At 68.4% G+C, this 16,771-nt stretch carries 13 protein-coding genes, 1 tRNA gene and 2 riboswitches; of the genes, 4 read left to right on the forward strand and 10 right to left on the reverse strand.

Going from position 1 to position 16,771, the window contains the following annotated elements; translation table 11 throughout:
• Nucleotides 1-29: 29 nt before the first annotated feature.
• The gene (fdxA, locus tag ACODR1_RS11995) at nucleotides 30-371 is read left to right on the forward strand and encodes a ferredoxin FdxA (protein ID WP_058349269.1); all 342 of its coding nucleotides are present in this window, start codon (nucleotides 30-32) and stop codon (nucleotides 369-371) included.
• Nucleotides 372-687: 316 nt separating this feature from the next.
• The gene (locus ACODR1_RS12000; protein WP_058349270.1) at nucleotides 688-1,194 is read left to right on the forward strand and encodes a CarD family transcriptional regulator; all 507 of its coding nucleotides are present in this window, start codon (nucleotides 688-690) and stop codon (nucleotides 1,192-1,194) included.
• A gap of 121 nt (nucleotides 1,195-1,315) precedes the next feature.
• On the opposite strand, the gene ACODR1_RS12005 is transcribed toward ACODR1_RS12000, so the two are convergent.
• Nucleotides 1,316-2,386 carry an AraC-like ligand-binding domain-containing protein gene (locus tag ACODR1_RS12005; protein WP_488880654.1) on the reverse strand — a complete coding sequence of 357 codons (1,071 nt, stop codon included), beginning with the start codon at nucleotides 2,384-2,386 and terminating at the stop codon, nucleotides 1,316-1,318.
• A 153-nt stretch (nucleotides 2,387-2,539) separates the two neighbouring features.
• On the opposite strand from ACODR1_RS12005, the gene ACODR1_RS12010 reads away from it, so the two are divergent.
• Entirely contained in the window at nucleotides 2,540-2,956 is a 417-nt protein-coding gene (locus ACODR1_RS12010; protein ID WP_488880655.1) for a DUF1801 domain-containing protein, read from the forward strand.
• Nucleotides 2,957-2,960: 4 nt separating this feature from the next.
• Here the strand turns inward: ACODR1_RS12010 and ACODR1_RS12015 are convergent, their stop codons facing one another.
• The 6 genes from ACODR1_RS12015 to ACODR1_RS12040 all read right to left on the reverse strand — a co-directional run bounded on the left by ACODR1_RS12015 (nucleotide 2,961) and on the right by ACODR1_RS12040 (nucleotide 9,872).
• Entirely contained in the window at nucleotides 2,961-4,283 is a 1,323-nt protein-coding gene (locus tag ACODR1_RS12015; protein WP_488880656.1) for a PepSY-associated TM helix domain-containing protein, read from the reverse strand.
• A gap of 85 nt (nucleotides 4,284-4,368) precedes the next feature.
• The gene (locus ACODR1_RS12020; protein WP_488880657.1) at nucleotides 4,369-6,489 is read right to left on the reverse strand and encodes a TonB-dependent siderophore receptor; all 2,121 of its coding nucleotides are present in this window, start codon (nucleotides 6,487-6,489) and stop codon (nucleotides 4,369-4,371) included.
• 426 nt (nucleotides 6,490-6,915) lie between these two features.
• The gene (locus tag ACODR1_RS12025) at nucleotides 6,916-7,278 is read right to left on the reverse strand and encodes a DoxX family protein (RefSeq protein ID WP_488880658.1); all 363 of its coding nucleotides are present in this window, start codon (nucleotides 7,276-7,278) and stop codon (nucleotides 6,916-6,918) included.
• 104 nt (nucleotides 7,279-7,382) lie between these two features.
• Nucleotides 7,383-8,306 carry an alpha/beta hydrolase gene (locus ACODR1_RS12030; RefSeq protein ID WP_488880659.1) on the reverse strand — a complete coding sequence of 308 codons (924 nt, stop codon included), beginning with the start codon at nucleotides 8,304-8,306 and terminating at the stop codon, nucleotides 7,383-7,385.
• A gap of 67 nt (nucleotides 8,307-8,373) precedes the next feature.
• On the reverse strand, nucleotides 8,374-8,733 hold the full coding sequence (locus ACODR1_RS12035) for a response regulator (RefSeq protein ID WP_116487773.1): 360 nt from the start codon (nucleotides 8,731-8,733) through the stop codon (nucleotides 8,374-8,376).
• Nucleotides 8,730-9,872, reverse strand: coding sequence for a sensor histidine kinase (locus tag ACODR1_RS12040; RefSeq protein WP_488880660.1), 1,143 nt, complete (start codon nucleotides 9,870-9,872; stop codon nucleotides 8,730-8,732). Before ACODR1_RS12040 ends, ACODR1_RS12035 begins: the two co-directional genes overlap by 4 nt.
• Nucleotides 9,873-10,155: 283 nt before the next feature.
• Between ACODR1_RS12040 and ACODR1_RS12045 the strand changes: the two genes are divergently transcribed.
• Nucleotides 10,156-10,232 (forward strand) — tRNA-Arg (locus tag ACODR1_RS12045).
• 77 nt (nucleotides 10,233-10,309) lie between these two features.
• Here the strand turns inward: ACODR1_RS12045 and ACODR1_RS12050 are convergent.
• From ACODR1_RS12050 to ACODR1_RS12060, 3 genes are all read right to left on the reverse strand, one after another.
• A complete protein-coding gene (locus ACODR1_RS12050; RefSeq protein ID WP_488880661.1) occupies nucleotides 10,310-12,259 on the reverse strand; it encodes a S9 family peptidase in 1,950 nt (649 codons plus the stop codon).
• A gap of 161 nt (nucleotides 12,260-12,420) precedes the next feature.
• Nucleotides 12,421-15,126: a TonB-dependent receptor domain-containing protein gene (locus tag ACODR1_RS12055; protein WP_488880662.1), complete on the reverse strand. Its 2,706-nt coding sequence runs from the start codon at nucleotides 15,124-15,126 to the stop codon at nucleotides 12,421-12,423.
• 137 nt (nucleotides 15,127-15,263) lie between these two features.
• Nucleotides 15,264-15,356: riboswitch (glycine riboswitch) on the reverse strand.
• 3 nt (nucleotides 15,357-15,359) lie between these two features.
• A riboswitch (glycine riboswitch) is annotated at nucleotides 15,360-15,448 on the reverse strand.
• A gap of 266 nt (nucleotides 15,449-15,714) precedes the next feature.
• A complete protein-coding gene (locus ACODR1_RS12060) occupies nucleotides 15,715-16,761 on the reverse strand; it encodes an ABC transporter substrate-binding protein (RefSeq protein WP_488880663.1) in 1,047 nt (348 codons plus the stop codon).
• Between the last annotated feature and the right edge of the window lie 10 nt (nucleotides 16,762-16,771).

The following is a 16,771-nucleotide window of genomic DNA, read 5'->3' on the forward strand; positions in this document are numbered from 1 at the left end:
TCCGTCCCAAGAAAGCCGCCCGAGTTCCGATGACCTACATCGTCACCGACGCCTGCATCCGCTGCAAGTTCATGGACTGCGTCGAGGTGTGCCCGGTGGATTGCTTCTACGAGGGCGAGAACACCCTCGTGATCAATCCGGACGAATGCATCGACTGCGGCGTCTGCGAGCCGGAATGCCCGGTCGACGCCATCAAGCCGGACACCGAGGACGACGCCGACGGCAAGTGGCTGCGGATCAACTCCGAATACGCCAAGGTCTGGCCGAACATCACCGTGAAGGGCGAGCCGCCGGCCGACCGCGCCGACTTCGAGCGCGAGACCGGCAAGTTCGAGAAGTATTTCAGCGAAAAGCCCGGCAAGGGCTCCTGATCCCCGCAAAATCCGGCGTTTAGCGGCTCGATTCGAGCCGCAATACCCCAGCTTGGGGTCGCAAGCCTTTCATGAGGCTGATTTTTATGCTATTGTCGCCCTCGACGTGACGGGTGCGGCCTCGCACCTGCATGTCTCGTGGAAGACGACAGCCGTTCCAACGGCTCGCCCGATCGAAGGCGAAGGGTGACTTAAGAGACACTCCAAATCCTGATCCGACTTGGCCCCGCCTCTCCGACGGTCGGGTTGCTATCGCCTTTTGGAATGTTTGGAAACGGCGTTTTGGGCGCAAGCCCAATTTTATGAGGACGAACGAATGAGCAAGAGCGGTCTGGAATTCTCGGTCGGCGATCACGTCGTCTATCCCGCCCACGGCGTGGGGACGATCCAGGGCATCGAGACCCAGGAAGTGGCCGGGATGTCGCTCGAGGTTTACGTCATCACCTTCGACCACGAAAAGATGACCCTGCGCGTTCCGACCAAGAAGGCCAAGGTCGCCGGCCTGCGTCCGCTGGCCGAAGGCGACGTCGTCAGCCAGGCCCTCACCACCCTGAAGGGCCGCGCCCGCGTGAAGCGCACCATGTGGTCGCGTCGCGCCCAGGAATACGAAGCCAAGATCAACTCGGGCGATCTCGTCTCGATCGCCGAAGTGGTCCGCGACCTGCACCGCGCCGAGAACCAGCCGGAACAGTCCTATTCGGAGCGCCAGCTCTATGAATCGGCCCTGGACCGCATGGCCCGCGAAGTCGCCGCCATCGAGCGCATCGACCGCGAAGCCGCCATCGGCATCCTGACCAAGTCGCTGGTCAAGACCGCCGCCTAAGGCCTCCTACGCTACGACGTTTTCGAAGACGCCCCCGGTTCCGCCGGGGGCGTTTTTCGTTGGAGAGCGCCCCTCCCCTCCGCGATCGGTCATTGGAAATACATCGCCGCCGGCGGGCCTTTCATCCGTTCGACGCCACGCCGCCCTGGAACGCCCTGATGTTCGCCGGCATCTCCGATGGAATATCGAAAGCCGCCGGGCCGCCGGTCGTCGCCTGCCCGGCCAGGGCATGGGATCGGCAGCCGGAGGGCGTCATGCCGAACGCGGCGCGAAAGGCGCGTCCTGCGGCCGTGTGGTTCTCGAGACCCCAGCGACGCAGGATCGCGGCGATCGGCTCGCGCACCAGGGATGGATCCGACAGGTCGCGGAACACGCCGGTCAGACGACGTCCGAGAATGTACCTGCCGACGCCGCCATGGGGCTCGAACATCCGGTAGAGGGTCGGGCGCGTCACATAGAACTGGTGGGTAAGCACGGCCTGGCCAAGGTCAGGGTCGCCGATATCCCGGTCTATGCGCCGGCAGATGGCGCGGAACTGGCTCCTGCGCAGTTCCGCGCGAGTCGCGGCCCGACTCTGGGTGTTGGCCCGCACGACGCCGGCCAGCAGGGCCGCGGTCGAGCGGCTCCAAGCCAGCCCCTGCTCCACCGTCAGTTCGGGCGCGCGCAGCCACATCTCTTCCAGATGCTCGCGAACGGCGACGCCGGCCTCGCTGTCGCGGCGCAGCACCAGCCCGTGAACGTCGCCGACATCCGCCAGCAGCGGCGAAAGCAGATCGCGCGAGACGATGGCGGACAGGTTGTCGATCCCGTCCGTACGCAGGGAGGCGGGGCGGGACAGGTCCAGCATGCAGATGTCGCCTGGCCGAACCTCCTGGGCCGCGCCATCCAGGGTCAGGACGAAGCCGTGCCGTCGATAATACTGGACGTGGAACTGGTCGACGCCCGTCCGCGCGATGAGTTGGGGGCCGCGGACCATGATCGACGCCGGTCCCTGCGACATGCCCAGCTTGATCGGGCCGTAGTCGTAGAGGGCGAAGTCCATGGCATAGCCGGCCCGCCCGTCCGGCGACGACGCGTCCAGTTCGAACATCAGCGCCAGCAGTTCGCGGCAAGCGGCGAAACTGTCGGCGTAGTCGGCGCCGATATTGGCGGCCAGGTACGGCAGACGATCAGGCTGGACGTCGTGCGGCATGCTCCGCCCCCCCGTGGCCAAGCTGTGGGTCCGAACCTTCTAGCGCAATCCGCCCCCGGGAACTTTCGACCAGGCGTCTCAAACCGCATCGGCCGGGACCTTGGCAAGGCGCGCCATCCCGCCCACTCTCGCCCGATCGCCCGGAGCCCCGCCATGGCCGCAGAGCCCAAGACCCGCCCTACCGACGCCAGCGTCGACGAGTTCCTGGCCGCCTCGCCGAGCGTCCGCCAGGCCGACGCCGCGGTCGTCCGCGACCTGCTGGCCGAAATCGCCGGCGCGCCCGCGGTGATGTGGGGCCCCTCGATCGTCGGCTTCGGATCCTATTCGACCGGCGGCCCCAAGCCGATGGACTGGCCCCTGCTCGGCTTCTCGCCGCGCAAGACCGAGCTGGTGCTCTACTTCGCCTCCGACTTCCCCGAGCGCGAAGAGCTGCTGGCCCGGCTGGGCAAGCACCGCTCGGCCGTGTCCTGCGTCTACGTCAAGCGCCTGGCCGACATCGACCTGGCCGTCCTGCGCCAGCTCGCGCAGGCCTCGGCCGCCTGGACCCGCAGCGGCCACACCAGCTGCTGAGCCCCTAGGCCGGCTTTCTCCGCAGCACGCGGGCCCGGCGCTTCTTCAGCCAGATGACCACGCCGGTGACGCTGAGCGCGGCGACCACCAGGCCCGTCAGCGAGATCAGGATGCGGCCCGGGATCCCCAGGATCCGGCCCGAGTGCAGCGGGAACTGGGCCTGGACGAAGATGTCGGCCGCCGTGCCCTTCCACGGCAGGCGCTCGCCCAGGTAACGGCCGTCGGCGCCGTCGTAATAGAGATAGGGCGGACCCACGCCGCCGGCCCCGTGGTCGTCGCCCACCTTGTGGAAGGCCACGCCGTAGATGCCGTAGTGGGCCGAATAGAAGGCCCCGCCCACCGGGGCGGTGAAGCCGCGCGCCTGCGCGTCCGCCTTGGCCTTGGCGATGATCGTCTCATAGGTCTGCCTGGGCAGGATCGGGTTGTCGTGGCTGGTCGGCGTGCGGGTGTCGAACGGCGTCGGCGAGACCTTCGAGATCTTCGACATCACCGGATAGAACACCTCGCTGTAGAGGTTCAGCGAGAAGGCCGTGAAGGCCACCACGAACAGTACGCCCCACAGCCACAGGCCAAACGCCCGGTGGATGTCGAAATTGATCCGGTAGGCGCTGGCCTTGGTCTTGATCTGCCAGGCCGGCTTCCAGCGGCTCCAGAAGCTCTTGGCCGGCTTGCGACCGTTGGCGCTGCCGGCCGGCAGGGTCAGATAGAAGCCGACGAAGCAGTCCAGCGTCCACAAGACCGCGATCACGCCCAGCAGCCAGATGCCCCAGCGGTCGACGCCCCAGAACTCGGGAATGTGCAGGGTGTAGTGCAGCACGTAGAGGAACGAGACGAAGGTCTCGGTCTTGATCGGCCAGACCGCGCCCCACTCGCGCCGCCCCTGCTCGACGCCCGTCGCCGGGTCGACGAACACCTGGTTGTAGCCCAGCTCGTAGTGCTTGCCGGTCTTGGGGTCCTGGCGGGCGTCGACGCCGATGGCCAGGGTCTCGCCCGGCTCGGCGACCAGCGGGAAGTACGAGACGATCACCCGCGGGTCGCGCGCCTCGACCGCCTTGACGATGTCCAGGGTCGGCAGGGCCGGGCCGTCGGTCTTGGCGTGCATCAGGTGCGGGTTGAGCACGTCGTCCAGCTCGTGGTCCCACGAGATCACCGCGCCGGTGACGCCCGAGATGAACAGGAAGCCGGCCATGATCAGACCCACCCAGCGGTGGATGAAGGTCAGGGTCGGCCGCACGGCCGCGCGAACGGCCTTGGCCGCGCCGGCGGCCCGGCGCACCGGCTGCGTGGCAGGCGGCGCATAGGGCGTGTCGAGATTGCGCGCGTCCATGTCGGCCGCCTCCAGTCGATCAGAACCGAACGAAGCCGGCGCGACGGGCGCGCCGGCTCCTCAAGGGTGTTTCTAGGAATGATTCTTAGAAGCGATAGTCAAGGCGCACCGAGGCGTTACGCGGCGCGGCGTAGTAGGCCTGTCCCCACATGACGCTGTTCAGGTAGGACTCGTCGAACAGGTTGCGGACATTGAGCGTGACCTTGATGTTGTCGGTCAGGTCGGCGCTGCCCATCAGATCGACCACGGCATAGGCCTTCTGGGTGACCACGAAGGTGTCCAGGCCCGAGATCTCGTCCTGCCAGCGCAGCGAGGCGCCGACCTTGGCGTTGCGCCATTCGGGGAAGCTGTAGGTGGTCGAGACCTTGAGGCTCTTGCGCGGCAGGAAGGTACGGGCGTCCTCGCCGTCCTTGTCCTCGAGCGACAGCTGGGTCCAGCCGGCGCTGAGCTGCCAGCGGTCGGTGACCATGCCGCTGACCTCCAACTCGTAGCCCTTCGAGGTGGTGTCGACGCCGGTGTAGTAGGTGGCGCCCGGCTGGCCGACGGTGCTGTCGATCGGGAAGGCGCCGGCGGCGGTCGCCAGGTTCTGCTGCTCGACCTTGAACACCGCGGCGCTGGCGTAGAGCTTGCCGCCGAACCACTCGCTCTTCAGGCCCGCCTCGAAGCTCTCGCCCTGCACCGGATCGAGCTTGCGATTGCTCGCGTCGACCTCGGCCTGCGGATTGAAGATGTCGGTGTAGCTGCCGTACAGCGACACGTGCGGCGTCAGGTCGAAGACCAGGCCGGCATAGGGGCTGGTCTTGGAGACCGTGCGGCCCTGGTCGACGCCGTACGATGTGCCCGACGTCTTCTGCTCGACGGCGTTGAAGCCCACTACGCCCTTCAGGCGATCGGTGAAGTTCAGGTGCGCGGCGCCGAACACGCGGGTCAGGCGATCCTTGATCTGGGCGGCCGAGTAGAGGTCGGTATAGGTGGTCGGCTCGGCGACGCTGCCCCAGTCATAGACCGACGGATAGGCCGGATAGGTCGTGCCCGACGAGGCGAAGTCCTCACGCGTCTGCTCGGCGTAGCTGGCGCCGAACACCAGCTGGTGGCTGCGGCCGAACAGCGAGACCGGGCCGTTGAAGGTCAGGTCCGCGAGATCCTGCTTGGACTCCGACGGGTAGTGGCCGACGAAGCCGCCGATGCCCAGGCCCGTGGTCTTGTCCGGATAGCCCGAGGCGTAGAGCAGCTTGGCGTTCTGCTCGACGTCCTTGTGGGTGTAGGTGGCCTTGGCGACCCAGTCGTTGTCGAACAGGTAGCTCGCCTCGACGAAGGCGGTCTTGTCGTTGACGTCCCAGTAGGACCAGTCGGCCGAGGTGCTGGCCGAGCGCTTCCAGGGGATGCGCGAGCCGTCCGAGAAGCTCAGCGGCAGGGCGCCCCACAGCACGCCGTCGGCAAGGTTGTCCTGCTGCGAATAGCCGCCGGTGACGTTCAGCTTCGGCGTCACGTCCCACGACAGCACGCCGTAATAGACGTTCCGGTTGACCTTGTAGTGGTCGAGATAGGAGTCGCGGTCCTGGTTGGCGTAGATCAGCCGGCCCGACAGCGTGCCCGACGCGTTCAGCGAGCCGGAGACGTCGGCCTCCAGGCGCTTGTCGTTCCACGACCCGTACGAAGCCGCCGCCGAGGCCTGGAAGCCGGCGATCGGACGCTTGCGGATGTAGTTGACCGTGGCAGAGGGGTTGCCGACGCCGGTGGTCAGGCCGTTGACGCCGCGCACCACGTCGACACGGTCGAACAGGATGGTGTCGATCTCGCCGTACTGGATGCCCCAGTTCAGCGGCAGGCCCACGCCGTCGACCTGGAAGTTGGTCACATCGAAGCCGCGGGCGTTGAAGTAGGTGCGGTCGGTCTCGACCCGCTCGACGTTGATCCCCACCACGCGGTCCAGCAGGTCGGTGACGCTGGTCAGGCCGAAGTCGCGGATCTGCTGCTGGCCGACGATGGTCATCGACTGCGGCGTCTCGCGCAGGCTGAGATCCAGGCCCGTCGCGCCGGTGGAGCGAGCGCGGGCCCCGGTCACCACCACGCCGTCCACGTTGCTGTCCGCCGTCGCTTCGGCCGTGGCGTCTGCCGGGGGGGCCTCGTCGGCATGGGCGGCGGCGGCCAGCACGGCCGGGCTCAGCGCGGCGGCCAGGAGAAGGGCGCGGAAGGTGCAGGGCATTGGGCTCTCGCAACAACGATAATGACTCGCAAGAGCGATTAGGCGCCGCCATCACCGCCTGTCAAACGCAGCCGGAACGGCGTAGCGAATTGAGCCGCGGTTGCGTCCTTTCGGCCACGCCACGCGAAAGTAGAGCTTGGTTATCGCTACCAATTGGGGCTGGTGAAACGTGTCGACCGCATGCCAGACCTTGCTGGAACAGTACGTTTGAGATCGAAGCCGACATCATTTCCAACGCTCCGACACACGCCGCCCCCCAACGGCAAAGGCCATCTGGCGCTCGGGCGACGAGGGGAAAAGCTGGGTCCGCATCAACGACGGCTCCCACGAGTACGGCCGCCGGTTCCGCTGCCTGGTCCACATGCGGGTGTACGGACACGCCTATGTGGGCACGGACGGGCATGGCGTCGTCTACGGCGAGCCGGGCTAGGCGCGCGCGCCCCGCAGCGCGCCCCAGCCGACCAGCGCCGACAGCGCCAGCACGGTAAGCGGCGGCGGCAGGTGGCCCCAGTCGCGATGCAGCACCACGGTCAGCACCGCCGCTCCCATCACCGACGCCGCCAGCCCCGCGCCGACCGGCTGCGCGCGCCGCCAGGCCAGCATCCCGGCCGCCGCCAGCTCCAGCGCGCCGGTCACGAAATGGAACCAGTCCGGATAGCCCCAGCGCCGGTAGCTCTCTGCGATGTCGGGCGGCGCCAGCAGGTTGCCGACCGCCCCGAACACGAAGAATGCGGCCAGCAGCCAGGCCAGGACGAGAACCCAGCGCGGGCGTTGCAGGGAAAGGGGCATGACGTCGGCTCCGAATGCGCGGCTCCCCCGTGGGAGCGCTTGGACCGACCAGGCCTCTAGAACCTCAACCCTGGTTGAGGTCAACGCGAGCGCCCGCGTGATGGCTACTTAAGGACGCCGTCGAGAAAGGCGTCGACCGCCTGCGTGTATGACCCCGGCAGGCCCAGCGTGCGGTTGATGTCGGCGTGGCTCAGCGCCTGGGGCAGGACCGGCGTCGTCACCCCCGCCCGCGCGGTCAGGGCGGCGAAGGCCTCGGCCTCGTCGCACGGACGATCCGGCCGCCGGGACGAACAGACCAGCAGCATCGGCACGGCGGCGCGGGACCACTGGTCCATCGGCGAAACCCTGGCCCAGAAGGCCGGATCAGCGCCGAAGGCCTCGTCGTAGAAGGCCGGGTGACGCCGCTGCATGACGGTCGAGACCTTCATCGCCGCCGAGTCCAGCACCACCGTGCCCGCCCACGGCCGGCCGACCATGTCGGGCTTCGACGACAGCAGGGCCGCCAGGTGCGCCCCCGCCGAGTGCCCCATCAGCACGATCTTCCGGGGATCGCCGCCCCACTCGCCCGCGCGCGCCTGGACCAGCCGCATGGCCGCCGCCACGTCCTGCGCCTGGCTCTCGGCCATGGCCTCGGGCAGCAGGCGGTAGTTGACGCTGACGAACACGTAGCCCTCGGGCAGCCAGTGCTTCAGCTTGTTCTCGATTGAGCCTGTATTGGCCTTGTCGCCGATCTTCCAGGCCCCGCCATGGACCATGACGATCATCGGCGCGTCGCGCGCGCCCGGCGGGATGTAGACGTCGATCGCCTGCCTGGCCGAAGGGCCGTAGGCGGCCTCCACCTTGCGCGCGCCCGGCGCCATCGCCAGAAGGTCCAGCGGCCGCGCCTCCTCGCCTTGCCTCCCCTGCAGGCGCTGGGCCATCCGCTCGCGCAGGCGTTCACGCACGGGCCCGGCCTCGCCCGCCGAAGCGACGACGAGGCCGCCGATCAGGGCGACGGCGGCAAGACAGGTCTGGATGGGGCGAGGCACGGGCGGGCTCCGGCGAAAGGGTCGCAGAAGCAAACGGCGCTCGAGCGGTTTTCCGGCGCGCGGCCTGTCAGGCCGCCTGGCCGAACCCGTGCACGGCGTCGCGCAGGTGGCCGAAATTGATCGGCTTGGACAGCACGGTGACGTCCTCGAAGCCTTTGCGCGGCAGGGCCCCGTAGCCGGTGGCGAAGACGAACGGCACACCCTTGGCCCGCAGGGCCTCGGCGACCGGAAACACCATCTCGCCGCCGATGTTGATGTCGAGCACCGCCCCGTCCAGCGGCGGCTTGCCGTCGTCCAGATAGGCCAGGGCCTCGCCCACCGCGCCGAACGAGCCGGAGACCTCGCAGCCGAGATCGGTCAGCAGGTCCTCGACCATCATGGCCACCAGGGCCTCGTCCTCGACGATCATGATCCGACGCCCGCTCATGCCGCCGCCAGCCTTTGCGAGAGGGGCGCGCGGAAGGTGAAGGTCAGGCCCTCGGGCGCGAAGTCCAGCACCGCCGCGCCGCCCAGGTCGCGCGACAGGCCGCGGCGGATCAGCCGCGAGCCGAAGCCTTCGTCCTTGGGTTCCGGGGCCGCCACCGGCGGACCGCCGCGCTCGCGCCATTCCAGGGCGAAGGTGGGATGCAGCCCGCCCTGGTCCTCGATGCGCCAGGAAACCGACACCGCGCCGGTCGGGACCGACAGGGCCCCGTACTTGGCGGCGTTGACGATCAGTTCGTGCAGGGTCATATGCACGGCCACGGCCGCCTCGGGCGTGATCTCGATCGGCGGTCCCTCGACCACGAAACGGCCGTCCTCCAGCCCGCCGAACGGGCGCATGGCCGCCGCCAGGATCTCGCGCAGGTGGGCCTTGCCCCAGGCCTGCCTGGTCAGGAGCTCGTGGGCCTGCGACAGGGCCAGCAGGCGCGACTCGAACGACTCGTTGAAGGCCTGCGGCGAGGCGGCCGTGCGCAGGGTCTGGCTGGCGATCGACTGCACCGAGGCCAGGGTGTTCTTCACCCGGTGGTCCAGCTCGCGCATCAGGAAGGTGCGCCGCTCCAGCTCCTTGTTCAGCGAGGCGTGCAGCCGGCCGCTCTCCAGGGCCGCGGCGGTGGCGCGGGCCATCACCTGAAGCTTGGCCACGATCTCCGGCGGCGGCGTATGCTCCTTGGCCCAGTAGGCGCCCAGGGCCGCGATCGGGTCGCGGGTGCGCACCGGCGTCATCACCAGGCTCTTGACGAAGGTCGGCCGGTAGGCGTCGTGCGGGATGCGGTCGTCCTGGTAGATGTCGGGGATCACCACCGTCTGGCGGTTCAGCATCGACCAGCCCGAGATGCAGGCGGTCAGCGGGAAGCGCTTGCCCTTCCACAGCGGGCCGATCGCGTCCTCGTCCAGGTACCAGCAGCAGTCATTGTCGCGCAGCACGAAGGCCACGCCGTCGGCGCCCGAAATTCGGCGCGCGGAAGAGCGGACCACCGCGGCCACCTCGTCGATGGTCCGGGTCGCCGAGAGCTCCTCGATCGTTTCGACCAGAGTCAGGAGGGCGGAATCGTCTTCGCCGTCCGACAGGTCGTGCTCGGCCATATCCAACATACGAAAGGACGCTCGCGGATCCACTGGAACGCGAGCCTAGCACGCGCGGGGGGGACAACAACAAGAGGCGTGACGACGCACGCATCTACTCACGGTTGCCGGGAAGGTTAACAGAGTCTTCCGGGCGACGCACAGTCGAACCAGATCAAGGCTTTGAAGCGGCGCCGTGCGACATTTCCACCCCGCACCCTTGCGACAATCCGCCGCGCCGCCGCCACGCTCAGGCTTCGCACCCGGCGCAACATGCGCTATGCACCCTCTCCGCCACGCAAGCGGCTCGGTAGCTCAGCAGGATAGAGCAGCGCTTTCCTAAAGCGAAGGTCGGGGGTTCGAGTCCCTCCCGGGCCGCCATGCGCCCTCCCCCAAACGAAACAGGACGCGGAACCCTCGTTCCGCGCCCTGCTCATTTCCAGCCTGGCCGCCCAGCGCTACTCGCCCAGCAACGTCTTTCGCCAGAACATGATGCTGCTCCAGAAGTAGTAGTCGGCGTTTTCCTTCTTGCGGAAGACGTGGCCGTCGTTCTTGGCCAGCAGGTGCCAGGCCTCGCCGCCCTTGGCACGGACGGCGGCGATCATCTGGTCGGCTTCGGAGGCCGGCACGCGCGGATCCGTGCCGCCGGTGGCGACCAGCAGCGGGATGGTGATCTTGTCGACGCTGGTCAGCGGCGAGATCTTCATCAACTGGGCGCGCTGCTTGGGATCGCGCTCGTCGCCGTATTCCACGCGGCGCAGGTCGCGCCGGTAGGACTGGGTGTTCTCGAGGAACGTGACGAAGTTGGAGATCGCGACGTAGCAGTTGGCGCCCTTCAGGCGCGGGCTGTAGTGCGTGGCCGAGGCGTAGCACATGTAGCCGCCGTAGGAGACGCCGTTGACCGCGAAGCGGTCCGCATCGAGGGCCGGCTCCTTGGAGAGGGCGTCGAGGAAGGCCCCGATGTCCTTGACCGAGTCCTCGCGCTTGAACGGGCCGTTGTCGAGATTGACGAAACGCTTGCCGTAGCCCGACGAGCCGCGGACGTTGGGGAAGAACAGCGCCACCCCCAGTTCGTTGACCAGGTAGTTGTTCCCCCCGAGGAAGTCGGGACGGGTCTGGCCTTCGGGACCGCCGTGGATGTCGACGATCAGCGGGCGCTTGCCGGGGAACTTGGCCGGGTCGGGCTGGTAGAGGAAGCCTGAGACCGTCTCGCCGTCGAAGCTCTTGATCTCCACGAGGCGCGGCTCGACGTTCCTGGCGGGATCCAGGCCGCCGGTCTCGCTGTGGGTCCACTGGGTGACCTTCAGCGTCCTGGCGTCGATCGAGAAGGCGTCGCCGGCGACCTTGGCCGACGACATCGACAGGCCGATCTCGCCCCACGGCGAGATCTCGATGGCCGGACCGATGCTGTAGGGGATGACGCCCCCCGGCAGACCTTCGACGGTGCGCACCGCGCCGCTGGCCAGATCGAGCACCCGCACGCGCGACACGCCGGCCTCGTTGACGGCGTAGACCGCGAAGCTTCCGTCGGGCGACAGGGCGAAATCGGAAACGTCCCAGCGCGCTTCCTTGCTCACCGGCACGAAGGCCTTGGTCCTCGCATCGAGGCGGCCCAGGCGCAGGAAGTCGCTGTCCTTGTCCGAAGTCAGCCACACCGAGCCGTCGTGGGCGTAGTGGGGATCCACGAACGAGGCCTTGGCCTTCGCGTCGGTCAGGGCGGTCATCGCGCCGCTGGCCAGATCCAGCTCGTAGACCATGGCCTCGTTGATCGACATGCGATTGAGCACCAGGGCCTTTTTGCCGTCGGCCGAGAAGTCGGCGATGTTCCAGCCGCCGCCGGTGACCTTGGCGACTAGGCGGTCGGTCTTGGGATCGCGCGGATCGACCACATAGAGGTCCATGTCCGCGCCGTTGCGGCGCGACGAGGCGTAGCCGACCTGCCTGCCGTCGGGCGACCAGGCGCCGAACCAGTTGCGGCTCTTGCCGTCGGTCACCAGGCGCGGGCGGCCGTCGACCAGCAGGTAGAGCTGGTAGAACTCGTCGCCGCCGACGTCCTTCTGCAGCACCAGGGCGTCGCCGGCCGGCGACAGGGCGGCGGCCAGGATCGGCTCGGCCTCGAAGCTCAGCTGGCGGCGGTCGGCGTCGGGCCGCGCCACCGTATGCACCTGGTCGGTGCCGCCGAACCGGGTCTTGACCAGCATCGAGCGGTCGGCGGCGTTCCAGCCCAGGAAATTGGCGTGGCGGGCCTGCAGGTAGGGCGTGGTCGCCGAGACCAGCTCCTGCGGGATCGGGGGCAGGCCGTCGGCGACGATGGCGGCCGGCACGGCGGCCACGGGGGCGTTTTGGGCCATGGCGAGGCCGCCGCTCGCCGCCAGCAGGGCGAGCGTCAGGGTGAGGCGCGAGATCATGGGGAAATCACCAATCTGGGGGTGAGGCGCCGCCGGCCCGGAGGGAGGGACCGGCGGCGCGGGTATCGGCCGGGCCCGAAGCCTTTGGGGGAAGGCTCCGGACCTTGCTGGGTCTGGCGCGGCCGGCGGGGGCGACGGCGCGCGCCAGATCCCTAGCGTCCCTAGAAGCGCATCCGCGCGCCCAGGGTCACGTAGCGACCGATGACGTCGTAGTAGGGCGAGTAGAGCGAGCCGATCGGCGGCGCCTTGTCGAACAGGTTCGTGGCGTTGGCGTAGAGCTCGACGTTGTAGCCGCCCACCTCAGGCAGCTTGGCGCGCACGCCCAGGTCGACATAGGTGTAGGCCTTGATGTGGCCGTTCACGAGATCGACGGTGTTGTTGTAGTTGCCGGGCGAGATGTAGCGAGCCCGCAGGTTGGCCCCGAACACCGGACCCGAATAGTCCAGGCTGCTGACGACGCGGAACTCCGGCACGCCCAGGCCGAACGAGTAGCCCTGCGAGCGGACGTAATCGATCTCGCTGACGCCGTCGTTGGTGGTCAGGTTGTTGACCCAGGTGCCGACGGTGCGCAGGCGCAGGCGGCCGTCCAGGCTCGAGTGCACGCGCGAAGCGTCCATCGAGTAGGACATCTCCACGTCGACGCCGTCGGTCTTGTAGTTCGACAGGTTGACGTAGGTGGAGACGATCCTGGTGATCGTGTTGGCGCCGTCGCGGGTGATCCGCGAGCACATGTCCTGGTTGCCGGCGGCGCAGCGGGTGACGATGTCCTGGGCGCCGATCGTGGTGATCACGTCGTCGATGTCGATGTTGTAGTAGTCGACCGAGACGTTGAAGCCCGGGATCTGCGGCGGCGAATAGACGAAGCCGGCCGTGAAGGTCTTGGCCGTCTCCGGCTGCAGCGCCTGGTTGCCGCCGCCGTTGGTCAGCACGTAGACGCTGGAGTTGGTCACCGGGTCGACGATGGTGTTGTAGCCGGTGGTGCTGGTGGTGAAGAGCTCGGTCAGGTTGGCCGAGCGGATGTCGCGCGACTGGGTGATCCGGCCCCGGAAGCCCGGGAAGAACTCGTTGGTGGCGCCCAGCTTCCACGACCAGATCGAGCCGGTGGTGTCGTAGTCGCTGATACGGGCCGCGGCGTTGACTTCCAGCTTGTTGAGCACCGGCACGTCGCGGACGACGGGCACCAGCACTTCGGCGAAGGCTTCCTTGACCGTGAAGCTGCCCGACATCGCCGAGAAGCTGAACGAGGTGAAGGCCTTGGCCGTGTCGAGCGCGCCGACCGAGCGGTCGACCGACTCCTTGCGGGCCTCGCCGCCGACGGCGATCGAGACGGGACCGGCCGGCAGCTCGAAGGGCTCGCCGCGCAGGCTGAAGCCGCCGACGTCGAGCTTGGAAGTCTCGCGCATGCTGGGCGTGCCGGTGACATAGGCAATGGCTTCGGCCGACGGCGCGCCTTCGCCGAACAGGTTGATCGGCACGCAGTTGCTGGTCGGGTTGGTCAGGGCGACGCGGCAGACGGCCTGGCCGGTGGTCGGGCTGATGACCGAGTCCACGGCGTTGGCGTAGTTCTGGGTCAGCAGGAACCCGGGGGTGTCGATGTTGTTCTCGTTCTCGCCGTGGCTGTAGTAGGCGCTCCAGCGCCAGCCGTCGCCGAACGAACCATCCAGCGCGATCGTGCCCTGGGTGGCCACGCGCTCGAAGTCGATGGTCGAGTACGACAGGTCGCTGTTGAAGCGGCCCATGGTGAATTGGGTCTCGCCGGCGTTGGCCAGGGCGGTGCGCACGGCGGTCGGCAGGAAGGCGTTGTCGGCCTTGATCGTCAGGTTGCCGCGGTTGTGGTCGCCGAACCAGACATAGTCGTTCCACATCCGCGAGTGGCGCAGTTCGGCCGTCAGCTTGACGCTGTCGGTCAGGTCGTAGGTGACGCTGGCCATGGTGGCGTAGCGGCGCTGGGGCGTGACCAGCGGCGACAGGTCGTCGTTCGAGGGGCCTTCGCCGCCGATCGAGTTGGTGCCGCTGACCGTGCCGTAGTCGAAGTCGCGCAGGCTGCCGTCGGGATTGAAGGCCTTGCCCTTCAGCACGCCCGACATGATCAGGCCGCCATAGGCCGCGTTCGAGAAGCCGACGTCGGGCGCCAGCTTGTAGCGGCCGTCGCCGTTGGGAACGGTGGCCCAGCGGCCGATGTTCGGACGGCTGTTCTTGGGAACGACGCCCTCGTTGTTGAGGAACTCGCCGCCGATCACGAAGTGGCCGCGGCCGTCGGCGAAGCCCGTACCCCAGGCGCCTTCGACGCGCACCTGCTCGGCGTCGTCAAAGGACGAGATGCCGCCCTCGACGCCCAGCTTTCCGCCAGTGAAGTTGCGGTCGATCATGATGTTGGCCACGCCCGCCACGGCGCCCGAGCCCCATGCGGCCGAGGCGCCGCCGGTGACGACGTCGACGCCCTTGACCAGCACGCTGGGCACGACGTTCAGGTCGTTCTCGCCCGAGAAACGGCGCCCGTCGATCAGCACCAGGGTGCGGCTGATGCCCAGGCCCCGCAGGTCGAGGGGGGCGTTGCCGGCGCCGGTGTTGGTGCCGGTGGTCTGGGCCGAGGTGGTGGCGCGGAACTGCGGCAGGTCGTTCAGGGCCGCGGCGATGTTCGGACGGGCGCCGACGGCCAGGTCGGCGTCGGTGACGCGGACCGTGGGGGTCGGGGCCTGGAAGCCGGCGCGGTCGATGCGCGAGGCGGTGACGACGATCTCGCCGACGCTGTCGTCGGCCTTGTCGCCCGAGGTCTGGGCCAAGGCGACGCCGTGCAGGACGAGCGCCGCGGGCAGGATGCTGGCGCCGATCAGCAGGGCGCGGCGGGAGTGACGTGAAAATGCCAAGTGAGATCCCCTCTCAAACATGCAGTCGACAGTCGCCCCCGCCCCGAGCCGTCCATGATCTGGACGGTCCAGGAGCCGCGATCCGCCAGCGACGCACCACGCGCCGCTCGCCAGATCGCAAGGCGTTCCTCTGCCCCCGCTGTCCTGTTGGCCTGAGAGATTCGGAACGCACCGCGCCCTTGCTCCTTCGGCGAGACGCCCCTCCTGAGAGGCGCGCCTGCTTTCCAGCGTCCTTGTGCTCCGCGGTCCTTTTGCCTGAGCGTTTCCGGGGCGGTTGCGCCTTCGGCGTCGGGTAGAACCTGATCTCTTCCGCAAGAGCAGGATCAGTTAGGCCGGGCGTTCCGATGTCGGCAAAGCCGCCGGAAGCGGCACGTTTTCGTCGCGACCGGACAGGTGCGCGGGCACGTTCTTCCTGACGATCAACCCTAGGGGTTCAGCCTTCGCCCGTCGGTTTCAGCCGATCGGGGGGCCGTGACAGGTCGGTGACAGCTTCGCGGCGCGGACGGCCGGAGTAAAAATGGGCTGGCGCTCGGCCTAGCGGGCCGATTTGCACAAATAAAGATCACCGATTGCCCAGACCAAGGGCACCTAGTCGGGTTCACCCCGGGCGCGACGCCAGCGGGCCAGCATGTCCTCGCGCCGTCCCTGGTCGAAATTGGCCAGCAGGGCCGGTCCGACCCGGATCGGTCGCCCTCCCGGCGGCGGAGCCGCGCCCAGCCCCTCGCGGATCGGGGTGAGCCGCGCCTGGGCCAGGCGCCGCTGGCCCTCCTCCGACATCAGGTAGTCGAGGAACAATCGCGCGGCCTTGGGATGCGGCGCGGCGCGCGTGATGAACGCCACCCGCGCGATCGACAGGTAGTAGTCGCTGGGCACGACATAGCCGATGTCCGGCCCCTGCCCTCGCGCCCACCAGTCGGCGTAGGAGCGGTTCATGTCGTAGGCCAAGAGGTGCTGACCGGCCGTGACGCTGGCCAGGATCGGCGCGCCGGGCACATAGAGGCCGGGATCCGAAGCGGCCAGGGCGTCGTACAGCGCCCAGGCGTCCGGATAGACCACCGTGTCGCTGGACATGTAGAGGAAGCCCACCCCGCTCTTCTCCGGGTCGTACATGGCGATCCTGCCGCGCCAGCGGTCCGGGTCGTCGCGCAGGGCCGCCAGCAGCGCGGCGTGGCTGCGCGGCACGTCCTGTTCTTTCAGGAGACGCTTGTTGTAGGCAAAGACGATCGGCTCGGCGGTGACGCCGAAGCCCTGGTCACGCCACACCGCCCAGGCCGGCAGATGGCGGGCCTCGGGGCTGCGGTAGGTCTGGGCGTAGCCGTCGTTGATCAGCTTGACCTGGATGTCCATCGACGAGCTCCAGGCCACGTCGGCGACGGGCGCGCCGCTGTCGGTCTCGGCCATCACCCGCGCCTGCAGCGGGCGGGCGGCGACCTCGACCATGGTCAGCTTGATCCTGGGAAAGCGCTTGCGGAAACCCTCCGCCACCGGGCCGTAGACGCCGGTGTTCACATAGACGACCACCTCGCCTTCGCGATGCGCGCCCATGACGTCCCAGCGGCTGGTCGCCTGGCCCTCGACGCGCGGCGCGCAACCCGCCGCCAGCGTGGCCAGGCCCGCCGCGCCGATCAGGCCCAACGCCCGGCGT

This window comes from Caulobacter sp. FG7, from assembly GCF_057808875.1.